This window comes from Mesorhizobium sp. ESP7-2 (assembly GCF_020164715.1).
Taxonomy (GTDB): Bacteria; Pseudomonadota; Alphaproteobacteria; order Rhizobiales; family Rhizobiaceae; genus Mesorhizobium.
This window is the reverse complement of sequence record NZ_JAIUGQ010000001.1, coordinates 338,862-354,474: the sequence shown is the minus strand read 5'-3', so window position 1 is coordinate 354,474 and position 15,613 is coordinate 338,862. Positions and strand designations below refer to the sequence as shown.

General features: G+C 63.0%; 18 protein-coding genes. 4 read left to right on the top strand and 14 right to left on the bottom strand.

Features of this window, described 5'->3' with window-relative positions; translation table 11 throughout:
* Positions 1 to 148 precede the first annotated feature (148 nt).
* Positions 149 to 610 (bottom strand): YbaK/EbsC family protein, encoded by a 462-nt coding sequence (locus LB543_RS01870; protein ID WP_140755347.1) that lies wholly within the window; start codon positions 608 to 610, stop codon positions 149 to 151.
* Positions 611 to 795: 185 nt separating this feature from the next.
* Complete coding sequence (locus LB543_RS01865; RefSeq protein ID WP_224612674.1) at positions 796 to 1,080, bottom strand: helix-turn-helix domain-containing protein; 285 nt, start codon at positions 1,078 to 1,080, stop codon at positions 796 to 798.
* A 233-nt stretch (positions 1,081 to 1,313) separates the two neighbouring features.
* On the opposite strand from LB543_RS01865, the gene LB543_RS01860 reads away from it, so the two are divergent.
* The 3 genes from LB543_RS01860 (at position 1,314) to LB543_RS01850 (ending at position 3,550) form a co-directional block, all read left to right on the top strand.
* Positions 1,314 to 1,928, top strand: coding sequence for a hypothetical protein (locus tag LB543_RS01860; RefSeq protein WP_224612673.1), 615 nt, complete (start codon positions 1,314 to 1,316; stop codon positions 1,926 to 1,928).
* Positions 1,929 to 2,112: 184 nt separating this feature from the next.
* A complete protein-coding gene (locus LB543_RS01855) occupies positions 2,113 to 2,310 on the top strand; it encodes a hypothetical protein (protein WP_140755353.1) in 198 nt (65 codons plus the stop codon).
* Positions 2,311 to 2,572: 262 nt separating this feature from the next.
* Positions 2,573 to 3,550, top strand: a complete 978-nt coding sequence (locus LB543_RS01850; protein ID WP_224612672.1) for an ATP-grasp fold amidoligase family protein — start codon at positions 2,573 to 2,575, stop codon at positions 3,548 to 3,550.
* 72 nt (positions 3,551 to 3,622) lie between these two features.
* Here LB543_RS01850 and LB543_RS01845 read toward each other — a convergent pair whose 3' ends face one another.
* From LB543_RS01845 to LB543_RS01815, 7 genes are all read right to left on the bottom strand, one after another.
* Complete coding sequence (locus tag LB543_RS01845; RefSeq protein WP_140755358.1) at positions 3,623 to 3,925, bottom strand: hypothetical protein; 303 nt, start codon at positions 3,923 to 3,925, stop codon at positions 3,623 to 3,625.
* Positions 3,926 to 4,011: 86 nt separating this feature from the next.
* Positions 4,012 to 4,551, bottom strand: coding sequence for a MerR family transcriptional regulator (locus LB543_RS01840; protein WP_127280880.1), 540 nt, complete (start codon positions 4,549 to 4,551; stop codon positions 4,012 to 4,014).
* A gap of 215 nt (positions 4,552 to 4,766) precedes the next feature.
* Positions 4,767 to 5,090, bottom strand: coding sequence for an integration host factor subunit alpha (locus LB543_RS01835; RefSeq protein WP_006201891.1), 324 nt, complete (start codon positions 5,088 to 5,090; stop codon positions 4,767 to 4,769).
* Between the two features lie 101 nt (positions 5,091 to 5,191).
* A complete protein-coding gene (locus LB543_RS01830; protein ID WP_224612670.1) occupies positions 5,192 to 6,163 on the bottom strand; it encodes a beta-ketoacyl-ACP synthase III in 972 nt (323 codons plus the stop codon).
* 9 nt (positions 6,164 to 6,172) lie between these two features.
* Complete coding sequence (gene plsX, locus LB543_RS01825; protein WP_140755362.1) at positions 6,173 to 7,243, bottom strand: phosphate acyltransferase PlsX; 1,071 nt, start codon at positions 7,241 to 7,243, stop codon at positions 6,173 to 6,175.
* A gap of 113 nt (positions 7,244 to 7,356) precedes the next feature.
* A complete protein-coding gene (locus LB543_RS01820) occupies positions 7,357 to 7,905 on the bottom strand; it encodes a YceD family protein (RefSeq protein ID WP_140809172.1) in 549 nt (182 codons plus the stop codon).
* Between the two features lie 3 nt (positions 7,906 to 7,908).
* Positions 7,909 to 8,451: a ubiquinol-cytochrome C chaperone family protein gene (locus LB543_RS01815; RefSeq protein ID WP_224612668.1), complete on the bottom strand. Its 543-nt coding sequence runs from the start codon at positions 8,449 to 8,451 to the stop codon at positions 7,909 to 7,911.
* Positions 8,452 to 8,565: 114 nt separating this feature from the next.
* On the opposite strand from LB543_RS01815, the gene LB543_RS01810 reads away from it, so the two are divergent.
* Positions 8,566 to 9,081, top strand: a complete 516-nt coding sequence (locus tag LB543_RS01810; protein ID WP_224612666.1) for an outer membrane protein assembly factor BamE — start codon at positions 8,566 to 8,568, stop codon at positions 9,079 to 9,081.
* 119 nt (positions 9,082 to 9,200) lie between these two features.
* On the opposite strand, the gene LB543_RS01805 is transcribed toward LB543_RS01810, so the two are convergent.
* The 5 genes from LB543_RS01805 to LB543_RS01785 form a co-directional block, all read right to left on the bottom strand.
* Entirely contained in the window at positions 9,201 to 11,342 is a 2,142-nt protein-coding gene (locus tag LB543_RS01805) for a sodium-translocating pyrophosphatase (protein WP_140755370.1), read from the bottom strand.
* Between the two features lie 190 nt (positions 11,343 to 11,532).
* Positions 11,533 to 12,501 carry a hypothetical protein gene (locus LB543_RS01800; RefSeq protein ID WP_140809166.1) on the bottom strand — a complete coding sequence of 323 codons (969 nt, stop codon included), beginning with the start codon at positions 12,499 to 12,501 and terminating at the stop codon, positions 11,533 to 11,535.
* A gap of 156 nt (positions 12,502 to 12,657) precedes the next feature.
* Positions 12,658 to 13,407 carry an ABC transporter permease gene (locus LB543_RS01795; RefSeq protein WP_140755374.1) on the bottom strand — a complete coding sequence of 250 codons (750 nt, stop codon included), beginning with the start codon at positions 13,405 to 13,407 and terminating at the stop codon, positions 12,658 to 12,660.
* Positions 13,404 to 14,342: an ABC transporter ATP-binding protein gene (locus tag LB543_RS01790; protein WP_224612664.1), complete on the bottom strand. Its 939-nt coding sequence runs from the start codon at positions 14,340 to 14,342 to the stop codon at positions 13,404 to 13,406. Before LB543_RS01790 ends, LB543_RS01795 begins: the two co-directional genes overlap by 4 nt.
* Positions 14,339 to 15,502 carry an ABC transporter permease gene (locus LB543_RS01785; RefSeq protein WP_224612662.1) on the bottom strand — a complete coding sequence of 388 codons (1,164 nt, stop codon included), beginning with the start codon at positions 15,500 to 15,502 and terminating at the stop codon, positions 14,339 to 14,341. The genes LB543_RS01790 and LB543_RS01785 overlap by 4 nt, the downstream gene beginning before the upstream one ends.
* Positions 15,503 to 15,613: the final 111 nt, after the last annotated feature.

The window sequence follows — 15,613 nt, the reverse complement described above, 5'->3', positions numbered from 1 at the left end:
TCTACACACTCAGTGGACACTCGGACTCCGGATAAGGTTCGAATCCGGCCACTCCGACCATTTTAAAGCAGGGACTTGCCCCCACAAGTCCGCCCCTCATTCTCGAATTGCCCATCCTGCCCGGCTCAACTCAGGATTGGATCCGGCACTAGGCCTGGCACACATCCACCCATTCCGCGCCAACCAGTTCGACCATCCTCTGCGGTGCAATCCGCACCGCGGCGTTGGTGGCGCCGGCGGCGGGTACGACCTCGGCGAATTCGCGCAGCGAGACGTCGCAATAGACCGGCAGCGGCGCCGGCAGGCCGAACGGGCAGACACCGCCCACCGGATGGCTCGTGGCAGCGACAACCTCTTGTGCGTCCAGCATACGCGGCTTGCCGCCGAACTGGTCCTTGAACTTGCGGTTGTCCAGCCTGGCGATGCCGCTGGTCACGACCAGCATGGTGCGCTCGCCGACGCGAAGGCAGATCGTCTTGGCGATCTGCGCCGGCAGGACGCCATGCGCTTCCGCCGCCAGCGTCACCGTCGCCGAACTCGATTGCGTGACAATGACCTCGATATCAGGCGCGTGAGCCGTGAAGAAGGCACCAACGGAGTCCAGGCTCATATCGAAAAACTCACGGTTCAGGCCCGATGCACGGCAGATGCGATCGGCGCGGATTTGGGGGCCGCACGTATGAACACGTGCGATCTGCAAATCGGCAAGCCCGGCTTGCCGGAGAATGCCATCGCGTGAACAAGAAACCCGCCAAGCGGGCCTTGGCGGGTTTCTTGGGCATGCCTGTCGCCGATCTATGCCTGAGGCCGGCCTTGTGCGGCCAGTGTCGGTGCGGCGGAAGCAATGGGAGCGTCCTGGGCCAAACGAAGCGCGGACGCGATACGACGCAGCTTCGCCGGGTCGGCCGCCCGGCCGCTTTCGATGTCCTCGATCTCGTCGACCGAGAGGCCGCAGGTCAGGGAAAGCGCTTCGAGGCTGTATCCGCGCGTTTCCCGCATTGCCCTGAGGGTGTTGTAATCTGGCCCGATCTCGTTGGCTAATGGTTCGGAAAGGGCGTGGTTTTTTGCATTGTTGGGCATTGGCAACTCCGTTGACTGAAAGCATTTGATCAAAATGGATGTTGCCTGAGACGAGCAGGAAGATGCCCTCTCGCCAGCGATTTGCCAAGCGCTGCCACGCCCTGCCCCGATCAAGTTGTTTTGAACGCCCGACCGGCTTTTTGCCCAGCAGTTTCGCCCCACCCGTTCGTTATCTCGACGTCGCTGGCGTGAAACCATCGCTTTCCGCCAGCCTTTCCCAAAAGGATACCCCCATGAACCTCAAGACATCCCTCTTCGTGCTCGGCACGATTTCCATGCTTTCCGGCGTCGGCGTGGCCAGCGCGCAGGCAGCTGACGCAGTGCGCGTGCGCGGCACGGTGGTCAGTTTCGAGCCGTCGCTGCTCGCCGTGAAAACCCGTCAGGGCGATGCCGCCGCGGCCAAACTGAAAGACGGCTGGAAGATTTCAGGCGTTGCCAACGCGTCGGTAAAGGACATCAAGCAGGGCGATTTCCTCGGCATCGCCTCTGTCTCCAAGGCCGACGGCGGCAGCGGCGCTCTGGAAGTGGTGATCTTTCCCGCAGCCCTGAAAGGCACTGGCGAGGGGGACCGCCCCTGGGACCTGGAGCCGAACAGCCGCATGACCAACGGCACCGTCGCCGACGTCACCGACATAAACGGGCGGGCCGTGACGCTGACCTATGACAATGGGCAGACGAAGAAGATCTCCATACCCGACGGCACGCCCGTCGTCACCTTCGCGCCGGCCGCGCCGACCGATCTCAAGCCAAGCGCGACGGTCTTCGTTCCCGCGCATCGCGAGGCTGACGGCACGCTCAGCGCCAGCCGCGTCGTTGTGGGCAACAATGGCGTGATCCCGCCGATGTAAGCCAAACAGCCGGCTTTCGACCCTGGCGATGACGGAGCAGGAAGCCAGTTTCCTCCGAAACAGTTCAGAAACAAGATTCTACAATCGGGAAATACTGACGAAAAAATTCAGGAGCGTAATTCCATTCGCGGCGGTCGGGATATCGGCCCGATTGATACCTGCCTGCGAAGAAAGGAAACGATCCATGAAGAAGTCCCTCCTCTCGGCCATCGGGCTTGCAGTTGCCCTCGTTTTCACGGCGCCGGTCATCGGTGCGACGAGCGCGGATGCGGCCATGATGGCAAAGCATCATCATCGCCACCACCATCATCGCTACCACCATCGCTACCACCATCGCCATCATCACCATCACATGAAGAAGGTTGTGAAGAAGGCATACTGAGCGTACCAGACTGCCAACGAGAAGACCGCCTTGGCTCATTGTTCAGGGCTGGTCTTCTCTTGGTCGTACAATGCCAAGCCGACATGAATGGACCTATCGATTTTCGCCGAATGACAGCGCGGGCGGGATTTCTGGCGCCAATTGCCGATACCGCGACGACAGACGAAATCTTTCACGCGACGCCAAATCGCGATACGGCAAGGATATTTCCGAGCGGCATGCTGCGCCGGATCAGGCTTCGCCAACAGGCCAGGTATCCCCGATGACGGCCAAGGCCTATCTTTCCCGGACAGACCGCGTTGTCCTGTCGGTCGCGCGATTGTGGCTGACGCTGCGCCACCCTGTCCTCGTCGTACGATTTGTCATGAAACTGGGCTATCTGCCCAATACCGCCGTACCCAGCCGCTACCATGAGCTGTTGCTCTGGCGAAAAATCCTCGATCGCAACCCGCTGTTCGTGACGCTGACCGACAAGCTCGCGGCCAAGGTCCATATCCGGGACGCCTGTCCCGAGATCGCAATGCCAAAGACGCTTTGGTCCGGGCGCGACGCCACGGACATCCCACCGGGCCTGCTCGTTGGAGACGTCATGGTCAAGGCAAACCATGGCTGCGCAATGAACATATTCGTCTCCGACGGAGAACCAGATCGCACTGCCATCGTGCGCAAGGCGAGCCGCTGGCTCAAAAAGCGTTACGGCCGGCGCAATGGCGAATGGGCCTATTGGCCTGTCGCACCGACTGTTTTCGTGGAGGAGCGGCTGGCGCTCAGCGGCGGGACGATCGCCACTGACATCAAGGTCCATGTCTGCAGCGGGGTGATATGCCATGTCTGGGTGGAGGATAAGCACGCCAAGCGTTCGCTGCTGTTCGACCGGGAAGCCAATCCGTTGCCCGGCCGCGATCCGGACTATCCCGGCGAGGATCAGGTCTTGCCTGTCAATGCGCGGCTCATCGCCCATGTCCGCCAGGCGATCTCGATCGCGCCCGCTATAGCCGGCGACCTCGATTATGTCAGGATCGATTTCCTGGTCACCGACGAGCATCTCCATGCCGGCGAGATCACCGTCTACTCGGCCGCCGGATATGGCACATGGACAAACCCGACGATCGCCGCGGAAATCGAGCGGCTGTGGCGGCTCGATCAATCCGCCTTCCTGCGCCGGCCGCACGCCGGTGTCGTGCGCCTCTATGCCGACGCGCTTCGCGCCAGATGCCGACGCGGCACGACAAATCGCTGATATGAATGGGAATGGCGGCCGGCCTGGAAAAGCGAGCCGCCATTTCTCTCTAGATTTGTCCTGGAGTAGCAGTCAGCGCCGGCCGAGCAGCAGGCTGGCGACTAGGCCGAGCACGACAAGGCCGACCGCGGCGGCCGCGGCCGGATGGTCGCGTGCCGATTTCTCGATCACCCTGCCCTGTTTGCGGATTGCCGGCATGGCATCGCGCAGGCGCTCCGCAAGATCCGAATACGCATCAAGAGCGGCATCACGGCCGTCTTCATAATAAGCGCCACCTCGCTTTGACACTGCCTTGCGCAACGCCGCGAGTTCCCTCGAGAGAGCCGCGACCTGCTTTTCCAGGTCGATGTCCGAAAGGGTCGAATATGATACCATCATCCGTTTCCTTGCTTCGCAGAAGGAAACGTAACGCCTCACCCGACCGCCGGTTCCGGTTTTCGGGACGTCGAAGCCACTCGCGGTCAGCGCACCTGGTCAAGCAGGCGCTTGCATTCCAGGAGGTCGAACAACGCCTCCTGCAGCAGCGCGCGATTGTCACGCGAGAGTTTCGACGCATCCGGCGCAACCGGACCTTCCTCGTCGCTCTTGCCCAGGCCGAAAAAGCGGCGGCTGGGCTTGACCCTTGGCTGGCCAACCAGTTCGTCATCTCCCCCGCGCGGCTGGGCTGCCGGCGTCAGTGGCACCTGATCGGCCTGCTTGCGCTGCGAAATCGCCTCGACGGCGGCCATGTCGCCATTGCCGATGGCGACCAGGAAATGATTGCCGTTTTCGCGCAGCAGCTTCTGCACGCCCTTGATGGTGTAGCCCTGGTCATAGAGCATATGCCGGATGCCCTTGATCAGTTCGACATCCTGCGGCCGGTAGTAGCGACGGCCGCCGCCGCGCTTCATCGGCTTGATCTGATTGAAGCGCGTCTCCCAGAAACGCAGCACATGCTGTGGCAGGTCGAGGTCTTCCGCGACCTCACTGATGGTGCGGAAGGCGTCAGGGCTCTTGTCCATGGGCGAAATCCTCACGCTGGAGCGTGGCCCGGAACGGTCTTCAGACGAGATCACGCTCAACGAAGAGAAGAGCTTGTTCCGCCATCGCGGAATCGATCATACGCCAGAACACCAATCCGGCCATACCGCCGAATCGGGCCTTATTTCAGCGGTTTGTGAAGCAATATTCAAGCCCGCCGTCATCGCGGCACCGGTTTTCAACCGTGCAATGAGGACTATTTGCCGCCCTTGGCCTTGCTGTTCTGGTGAGAACGCAAGATTCGGCTCTTCAACACGTTGGACGATTTGAAGGTCATCACCCGACGCGGCAGGATCGGCACTTCCTCGCCGGTCTTGGGATTGCGCCCGATCCGCTCATTCTTGGAACGGACATGAAACGTCGCGAAGGACGACAGCTTCACCGTCTCGCCGCGCACGATCGCTTCACAGATCTCGTCAAGTACCGCCTCGACGAGTTCGGCGGATTCAGTGCGCGACAGACCGACCTTCCGGTAGACGGCCTCGGCCAGGTCGGCGCGCGTAAGTGTTTTTCCCCCCATGCGACCGTCCCATCAGTTCAAACATAAAATCGGCACAACAACAGCAGAGCCTAAGTAATTGATCCGGCAAGGTCAAGGACCGAAACCGGACCGTTCTCCACTTACCAGCGAACCAGAACGGCGCCCCAGGTGAAGCCGCCGCCCATCGCCTCCAGGAGCACCAGGTCACCCTTCTTGATGCGGCCGTCGGCGACGGCCACCGACAGCGCCAGCGGTACGGAAGCAGCCGAGGTGTTACCGTGCAAATCGACGGTCACCACCACCTTTTGCTCTGCTATCCCAAGCTTTTTTGCTGAAGCGTCAATAATCCGTTTATTGGCCTGGTGTGGCACGAACCAGTCAAGATCGTCGGCGGTAATGCCAGCGGCCGAGAAGGTCGTCTCGATGACATCGGTGATCATGCCGACCGCGTGCTTGAAGACCTCACGGCCTTCCATGCGCAGATGGCCGACCGTTCCCGTCGTCGACGGCCCGCCATCGACGAAAAGCTTCTCCCTGTGCGCGCCGTCGGAACGCAGGCTGGCCGCCAGGACGCCTCGGTCGGCGATCTTGCCGGCCCCCTCGCCCGCTTCCAGAACGACCGCGCCGGCGCCGTCGCCAAACAGCACGCAGGTCGAGCGATCGCTCCAGTCGAGGATGCGCGAAAAGGTCTCCGAGCCGATCACCAGCACCCGCTTTGCCAGGCCGCCGCGGATATAGAGGTCGGCTGTCGTCACCGCATAGACGAAGCCTGAGCATACCGCCTGCAAGTCGAAGGCAAAACCGTGCTGCATGCCGAGCCGGTTCTGGATCTCGACAGCGGTAGCGGGGAACGTGTTGTTGGGCGTCGAGGTCGCCAGCACGATCAGATCGATATCGTCCGGGGTCAATCCGGCATCGGCAAGCGCGGCGCGCGCCGCGGCCTCGCCCAGGGAGGCCGTCGTCTCGTCATCGGCCGCGATATGGCGCTGGCGGATTCCGGTGCGCTGGGCGATCCACTCGTCGGAGGTCTCGACCATGCCTTCAAAATCGGCATTCTTCATGATGCGGCGGGGCAGCGCGGCGCCCGTGCCGCGCACAACTGATCTGATCAAAATTCTTTCCTATTCCTTTGCGTCGGTAACGACGTCGGATTTCCTAGCTGTCAGGGCATGCGGGTTGCGCGCATGAAACAGATCGAGGTCGGCCTCGATGCGGTCGAGCAGATTGTTGCGCACCATATCGTAGCCGAGTTCGATCGCCGCGGCGAAACCGTCCGAATCGGCGCCGCCGTGGCTTTTGACGACGATGCCGTTCAGCCCCAGGAACACGCCGCCGTTGGAGCGGCCGACATCCATCTTTTCGCGCAGGCGGTCGAAGGCGCCCTTGGCGAAGACATAGCCGATCTTGGCCATCAGCGTGCGGCTCATCGCGGCGCGCAGATAGCCAGCTATCTGGCGCGCGGTGCCTTCCGCCGTCTTCAGCGCGATGTTGCCGGCGAAGCCTTCCGTCACCACGACGTCGACCGTGCCCTTGCCGATGTCGTCGCCTTCGACAAAGCCATGGTAGTTCATCGAGGCCATGTTGGCCTCGCGCAACATGCGTCCCGCTTCCTTGACCTCTTCCTGGCCCTTGATCTCTTCCACGCCGACATTGAGCAGGCCGACCGTGGGCCGGGCGACGCCGAATACGGAACGCGCCATGCCGGTGCCGAGAATGGCAAAGTCGATGAGCTGGTGCGCGTCGGCGCCAATGGTGGCGCCCACGTCCAGAACCACACTCTCGCCACGCAATGTCGGCCACAATGCCGCAATCGCCGGACGTTCGATCGTGGCCATGGTGCGCAGGCAGAATTTCGACATCGCCATCAGCGCGCCGGTGTTGCCTGCGGAGATGCATGCATCCGCGGCGCCCGACTTGACCGCCTCGACCGCCTTCCACATCGACGACTTCCAGCGGCCATGGCGCAGCGCCTGGCTCGGTTTGTCGTCCATCCTGACCGCGATCTCGCAGTGGAAGAACTCGCTGACCTCGGCCAATTTGGGAAACTTGGCCAGTTCCGGGCGCACCAGTTCCTCACGTCCATAGACGACGAAGCGGATGTCGGGACGGCGGGTCGCGACCGTCATGAGCGCTGGAATGACCACGGTTGGTCCGTGATCGCCGCCCATAGCATCGATGGAAATCCTGATCACGCGGTATTCATCTCACGGTTAGGCGGCAAGTCGTTTTAGCGATCGCAAAGGTTCGGCGAAAATAGCGGTTTTAGGCTGTCGCACAACCGACTTTTCCGTCGCGGGCGAGGTTTTCAGGATTTTCCCAGCAAGGATCGTAGTTTTTGCTGAAATTCATTCTCGGCCGATCCGGTGTCGTCACCGGCACCAAGCGACGCGCCTGGCTTGCGTGGATAGGGGTCGATCGCCAATCCGAAGAACTGTTCGGCAAGCGCCCCGACATCGATGATGTCGCCCGAAAATGTCTCGGGACTGTCGGGCCCGTCCGCGTCGAGCAGGATCTCGCCGCCGCCTTCGAATCCCTGCCGCCCGAGCTTGGAATCCTCGGGCAAGAGCAGTGCCTCGACCGGCTCATCGATATGCGCCTGGACGGGGTCGAGCGTGACGATGCAGGCCTGGGTTATGTCCGCCTCGACACGGCCGCTGACCTTGACGCCATTGCGCTTCCACGACGCTACGAGCAGTTCGGCGCGATAGGCTTCGACCGACAGCAGCCCGTGCGCCTCGGCGAGTGCCGCGCGCTGGGCAGCGTCAGCCTCGATCACCACGGGCAGCCCCTTCTGCGGCAGCCGGGCGACATTGGCGAAAAAGGATACCGGACTTTGCATATCGGCGTGTTTCATCGATCAGCCTCCGTTGGCTTCTGGAAATGCCACAGTGCCGGCAACGATCGATTCGGTCGGCTGCGCGCTCAGTTGCCGGCTGGCGCCGGCGACATACCCGGCCAAACGCGATGCTTCCGGCCAGGCGTCGGCGTCGGGACGGACGTTACGGGCAAGTGCCGCGGTCAGACCGTCATGATCGTTTCGTTCCAGCGCATCATCATAGGCGGCGGTGCGGCCATAGAACATCTTCGCCAGTTTCTTCATGCGTTTTGGCACGCCGACATCGCCAATGCCCAGTTCCCGCAAGGAATGGTCGACGTCGAGGAAGAACTCGTCGATCAGCACCTGTGCGATCTCCTGTGCTACACCGTCCTCGCCGCGCATGCGGTGCTGGACCAGGAACATGTGCAGCGAAAGCATCTCGAAACGGCCAAGTGGCGTGTCCGGCACATTCCAGTGGGAATAAAAAACAGTCTGCCGCGCCGCCGCCACGATTTGTGCGTAAAGCGCCTCGGTGATGGCGCGGTTGGCGTGGCGTTCGCGGCCAAAAAGGCGCTGGAACATGGGGATGGTCTCCGGGGACCGTTTGTTGAATTGGCCTTGTTGCATCGGCAAGCAAGCTGGTTTACCGGTTTTGCGGCCCAGCGCAAGTTGCGGCGATGGAATGGAGAATTGTTGTTGCGCGCGCTGAATTTCAAGTCGACTTTCATTTCGAGGCATGCCGGTGCGATCTCTTTGCTGGCTATCGTGGCGGCGCTGTCTGCCTGCCACACCAATAAGATGATCGGCGACCTCAATCCGAGCGAGACGTTCACGCAAGGCTATGTCCTCGATCAGCAGGCGATCGATTCGGTGCCGGTCGGTTCCAGCCGCGAGCAGGTGCTTCTGGCGCTCGGCACGCCGTCGACCACGGCGACTTTCGACAACGAGGCGTTTTACTATATCTCGCAGACGCGCAAGCGCTACGTCGCCTTCGACAAGCCGAGGCTGGTCGACCAGAAGGTGCTGGCGGTTTATTTCGGCCCGGACAGCCGCGTCACCCAGATCGCCAATTACGGCTTGAAGGACGGCAAGATTTTCGACTTCATTTCGCGCACCACACCGACCGGCGGCAAGGACCAGAACTTCCTCAGCCAGATCATCAACGGTGCCAGCAAGCTGGCGCCCGGCATTCCCGGCGGCGGCACCCCCTAATCGCCAGGATTCCTGCTTCCCTAGATCCTGCTTCCCCGACTTGGGGAACAGAAATGTCTCAGGCGACCGAAAACCCGCGAGGATCGCTCCTCGCGGGTTTTTGATTTTAAGTCCTGGTCTCAGCCGTGCGCGAGCACGGCCAGCAGCAGCAAGGCCACGATGTTGGTGATCTTGATCGCCGGGTTGACTGCCGGGCCGGCGGTGTCCTTGTAGGGATCGCCGACCGTATCGCCGGTCACCGAAGCCTTGTGCGCCTCGGAACCCTTCAGGTGCTTGGCGCCGTCCTTGTCGGTGAAACCGTCCTCGAACGACTTCTTGGCGTTGTCCCAGGCGCCACCGCCCGAGGTCATCGAAATCGCGACGAACAGGCCATTGACGATGACGCCGAGGAGCGAGGCGCCAAGCGCCGCAAAGGCGGACGCCTTCGACCCCGAGATCAGCAGCACGCCGAAATAGACGACGAGCGGCGCCAGCACCGGCAGCAGCGACGGGATGATCATCTCCCGGATTGCCGCCCTGGTCAGGAGGTCGACGGCACGCGCATAGTTCGGCTTCGAGGTGCCGGCCATGATGCCCGGATCCTCGCGGAACTGCTTACGCACTTCCTCGACGATGGCGCCCGCCGCGCGGCCGACGGCCGTCATGGCGATGCCGCCGAACAGGTAGGGTATGAGGCCGCCGAAGATCAGGCCGGCGACGACGTAAGGGTTGGAGAGATCGAACGAGATTTCGCCCATGCCCTGGAAGTAGGGATATTTGTCGCCATTGGCGGCAAAGAACTTCAGGTCGTTCGAATAGGCCGCGAACAGCACCAGCGCGCCGAGGCCGGCCGAACCGATGGCGTAACCCTTGGTCACCGCCTTGGTGGTGTTGCCGACCGCGTCGAGCGCGTCGGTGGAGTGACGCACTTCCTTGGGCAGGCCCGCCATCTCGGCGATGCCGCCGGCATTGTCGGTTACCGGGCCGAAGGCATCGAGCGCCACGATCATGCCGGCGAGGCCGAGCATGGTGGTGACGGCGATCGCCGTGCCGAACAAGCCGCCGAGCTGGTAGGTGGCGATGATGCCGCCGACGATGACGATTGCCGGAAGCGCCGTCGATTCCAGCGAGACCGCGAGGCCCTGGATGACGTTGGTGCCGTGGCCGGTTACCGACGCCTGGGCGATCGAGTTGACGGGGCGCTTGTTGGTGCCGGTGTAGTATTCGGTGATGACGACGATGAGACCGGTCACCACAAGGCCGATAAGGCCGCAGATGAACAGGTTCTTGCCGGTGATGGTGATGCCGGCGACGGTGCCGACCTCGCCCCAGCCTAGCGTGGCCGAAGTGGCGACGCCGAGGCCAACGACCGACAGCAGGCCGGTCACGATCAGGCCCTTGTAGAGCGCGCCCATGATCGAGCCGTTGGAGCCGAGCTTGACGAAGAAGGTGCCGACGATCGAGGTCAGGATGCAAGCGCCGCAGATGGCGAGCGGATACAGCATCGCCGCACCGAGGACGGCGGTGCCGCCGAAGAAGATGGCGGCGAGTACCATGGTGGCGACGACCGTCACCGCATAGGTTTCGAACAGGTCGGCGGCCATACCGGCGCAGTCGCCGACATTGTCGCCGACATTGTCGGCGATGGTGGCCGGGTTGCGTGGATCATCCTCCGGAATACCGGCTTCGACCTTGCCGACCAGATCGCCGCCGACATCGGCCCCCTTGGTGAAAATGCCGCCGCCGAGGCGGGCGAAGATCGAGATCAGCGAAGCACCGAAGCCGAGCGAGACCAGCGAGTCGATGACGATGCGGTCGTTAGGCTGGAGACCGAGGAAATGAGTGAGGATGAGGTAGTAGATCGAAACGCCAAGCAGGGCCAGGCCGGCAACCAGCATGCCAGTGATGGCGCCCGACTTGAAGGCGATGTCGAGGCCGGCGGCGAGGCTGTTGGAAGCCGCTTGTGCGGTGCGCACATTGGCTCGCACCGAAACATGCATGCCGATGAAGCCGGCTGCGCCCGACAGAACGGCACCGATCAGGAAGCCGACGGCGGCGGTGATCGACAGCAGCCACCAGGCGAGCAGGAGCACGACCACGCCGACGATGGCGATGGTGCTGTACTGGCGCGCCAGATAGGCCTGCGCGCCTTCGCGAATGGCGGCGGAGATTTCCTGCATGCGTGCGTTGCCCTGGTCGGCCGCAAGGACCGAACGTGTCGCCCATATGGCGTAAAGGACAGAAAGCAAGCCGCAGGCGATGACGGCGGAAATTATGGTCATTGCCGGGTTTTCCTCGATTGTTGGCCCAAAAGAACCCCTCCCTGGGCCGTTGAGACAAAGACGGAATCCCGTGCATGGAATCCCCCTCTTCGCATCGGTGTATGCGAAACAGGGCTGCGAACGTCAAGATATTGTTCGGTTTTTGCCCGGCTTTCGCCGCATTGCTTCGTGCAAACCGATTAAATTCGGATCACAACCCGTGCCCGACATAGAACGGCTTGCCGCCGCCCTGAAAGCGCTGGCGCTCGGTACCCAGCCACAACGCCACCTCATCGTCCGTCGGCGCGGTCAAATCAGGCGGAGTGCCCCTGAACACCACCGTCTTGTCAAACTTCGACGCCTTGAACAGCTTGGGAGTGGAGTGTTCGCCATGCATGCCGATGTAGCGGGCGTGACAGGCGAAGGTGGTAACCCGCACCGCGCCACGTTCGGCGCACGCTATCCAGCGGGCGGCATCTTGACTGGTGATCTCATTCTTCCAGCCGCGTCCGGAATAGAAAGCCTTGATCGCTTCGTGATCGCGCCTGGAATAGTCGCAATCGCCGACCAGTTCGAGATATTGCTTGCGAAAAGGCCGCTCGGCCAGCCAGGCGGATCGGGTGAGCGCGGCGCCCCAGTTCTCGTGCATCGGGATGAGGTCGTGTGCTCGGCGCCGCTGGCTGCGCCGGCCGGCCCAGAGATCGCCATAGGCCGCGACATAGGCGATGCGCTGGTCTTGCTCGGCGAGATCGAGGAGTTGCCCGACAACGCCGAGATAGTTGGGCGAAAGCAGCAGATCATCCTCGAGAAACAGCGCCTTCTCTGCCCGCGAATCCTCGAACAGGTAACGCTCGGCGCGCTCATAATTCAGCGCGATGCCGAGGTTTTCCGGCGCCTCGACTACCTCCCCCCACGGGATGATCCGGCGAAAGGCGGCAACGCACTGAGCAATCAGTTCGGCATTGCCCTTCTGGCGGCCGCTCCAGCGGTTCCAGCCGCCATCCTGAAACAGCACCACCCTGTCCCGCTCTGCGATCTGCGGGCGAAGGCTGTAGAGCACCTGGCGCAGATAGCCCGGCCTGTCGAACGACAAGATCGCAATCGGGAAGCCGACTGGCCGCGCCGGCCTTGCCTCACCGGAGCGCCAAAGCCTGCGACCGAGGCCTGATAGCCAATCCATCTTCCTGCCTCACCTGGTGCCGTTGAGCCTGCGCCTTGCACTCACCTTGGTTGAACAAGCGTTGCGATTTTCAAGACAATGGCAAGAGCCTTGAGAAGTCGGCGCCCCCCTGGCGGCAATTCTCGACCACTTTGCCCTGCCAACGCGCGCTGACAGCTATTCCGCCTCACGCCCCATCCGGCGCGCCGCGTAGCGCTCGACCGCGGATAGTCCGTCATAGATCAGCACGGCAAGTGCCGCGACGATCAAACCGCCCTGCAAGATGAAGGCCAGATTGTTCGACAGCAGCCCAGCGATGATCACCTCGCCGAGCGTCCTGGCGGCCACCGTGGAGCCGATGGTGGCGGTGGCCAGGCTGATCACCACCGACAGCCTGATGCCGCCAAGGATGATCGGCGCGCTGAGCGGCAGTTCGACCTTGGTGAGCCTTTGCCAGCCGGTCATGCCCGCGCCGCGCGCCGCCTCGACGACATTGGCCGGCAGCGTCGTCAGTCCGGTGAGCGCGTTCTCGAAGATCGGCAGCAGGCCGTAGAGAAACAGCGCGATCAGCGTCGGCTTCTCGCCGAAGCCGACCGCCGGCACGGCGAGCGCCAGCACCGCCACCGGCGGAAAGGTCTGGCCGATATTGACCAGGCTGCGCGACAGCGGCAGGAATTCTGCGCCTGCGGGCCGGGTGACGAGGATGGCAAGCGCCACGGCGACGATGGTGGCCGCGACGGTCGCGATCAACACGGTACGCAGATGCAGCAGCGTCAGCGTCAGCAGGCTGCCTTGGTTGTAGATCGCGGGAGCGTTGTTTTCGGTCAGCGGCTTCAGCAACGGCTCGAACCAACCCGGGCTGGTGATGAAAGCAACAAGCAACACCACCAGCGCAAGCCTGAGCAACAGAGGCAGCCAGGCTTTCATGCCGGCCTCGCCGCCCGCTTGACCAGGCCATCCACGGTGACGCGGCCGATCGGCTTGCCGTCCGAGCCCTTCACCGGCAGCGCCGGCCTGCCGGACCAGAGAAGTTCCGCAAGCGCGTCACGCTGGCTGGCGTCGCCGGGGATCGCTTCGCCTTCGGCTCCGCCCTGCTCCACGGCGTCACGCACCCGACCGAGCGACAACAGCCTGAATGGCCTTTCACTGGCGCCGACCAACGTCTCGACAAAGGCGTTGGCCGGCTTCGCCAGGACCTCCGCCGGCCTTGCATATTGCACGAGTTTGCCGGCATCCATCACCGCGATCCTGTCGCCCATGTGCACGGCCTCCTCCATGTCATGGGTGACGAGGATGATGGTGGTGCCGAAGCGCTTCTGGATCGCCAGCAAATCCTCCTGCGCCTTGGTGCGGATGATCGGGTCGAGCGCGCCGAACGGCTCATCCATCAAAAGCACGTTGGGTTCGGCGGCAAGCGCGCGGGCCACGCCGACGCGCTGCTGCTGGCCGCCGGAGAGTTCGTGCGGGTAGCGCGGCCCGAATTCCAGGGGATCGAGCTGGTAGAGCGTCATCAGTTCATCGACGCGGGCCTTGATGCGACCTTTGTCCCAGCCAAGCAGCACCGGCACGGTGGCGATGTTCTGCGCCACGGTGCGATGCGGAAACAGGCCGTGGCCCTGGATGGCGTAGCCGATGCTGCGGCGCAGTTCGTAACCGGGCACCGATCGATTGTCGGCGCCGTCGAGCTTGATGGTGCCTGATGTCGGTTCGACCAGCCGGTTGATCATGCGCAGCAGCGTCGTCTTGCCGGAGCCCGAGGTGCCGACGATGACGGCGATGGTCCGTGGCTCGATGATCATCGAAACGTTGTCGACGACCGTCGTCGCGTCATAGCGCTTGGTGATGCCTTCGATCTCGATCATGCCGTTTCAACCCTGCGCTTGGTGGCGGTCATTTCGATCACCGCGTCGAGAATGATGGCGGCGGCGAAAGCCAGCGCCACGGTCGGCACGGCGCCGAGCAGCACCAGGTCCATCGCCGTCTGGCCGACGCCCTGGAACACGAACACGCCAAAACCGCCACCGCCGATCAGCGCGGCGATGGTCGCAAGGCCGATGTTCTGCACCAGGACGATGCGGATGCCGGTGAGGATCACCGGAAAGGCCAGCGGAAACTCGACACCGAACAGGCGCTCGCGGTCGGTCATGCCCATGCCTCGCGCCGCATCGTTGGCGGCACGCGGCACGCCGGCAAGGCCGACCACGGTGTTGGCCACCACCGGCAGCAGCGAATAGAGAAACAGCGCGACGAAGGCGGGCGCCGTGCCGATGCCCCTGATGCCGAGCGCGGCGGCTCCCGGCACGTGGGTTGCGACCCAGCCGAGCGGCGCGATCAGCAGGCCGAACAACGCGATCGAAGGAATGGTCTGGATGATGTTCAAGACGTTGAGGACGCCGGCCCGCAGGCTCTCGACGCGGTGGCACAGGATGCCGAGCGGCAAGCCGACGATCACGGCGGCAAGCAGCGAGCCGAGCGCCAGGGTCACGTGTTTGGAGCCTTCGGCCCAAAAACTGTCGGCGCGGTTGAAATACTCCTTGAGGATCGAGAGGCTGTCCCAGCGTCCCGAAATCAGCAGCAAGCCGATGGCCAGCGCCGCAACGACAAGCACGCCGACGCGCGCCCAAGGCGACAGGTTGAGCCGGGTCAATACGTCGGCGAGCAAAAGCGTGAAGGCGAAGATGAGAATCCAGAAGCCGGAAGCTGGCGAGACCCGGGCAAAGCTATTTCCGGCCGGAGTGAGGAACGTGCCGGCGACACCGATGAGCAGCGCAAGCGCGACAAGCGCGATCGCGCTGGCTGCAAGGCGCAAGATGAGCGGCGTCCTGAACAGGGCGACAAGGGCAGCGAGGACGAGGATAGCCAAAAGCAGCGGACCGGTCGTTACCGGCAGCGCTTCGAGGATCGAGCGTGCCTGGCCGGGAACGATGCGGTTGGCGCGGAAGGTGGCGAATGGTGCCGCGAAAGCCGCATAGGCAGCAATCACGGCGATGACCACGCCGAGCTTGTCGAAACGCGGGGTCATAAGGCGCGTTTGCGCGAGGCGCCCCCCTCTGTCCTGCCGGACATCTCCCCCTCAAGGGGGGAGATCGGATGTCGTGACGGCCTTCGCCGATCTTCGGCGCTGTAAAAAGAA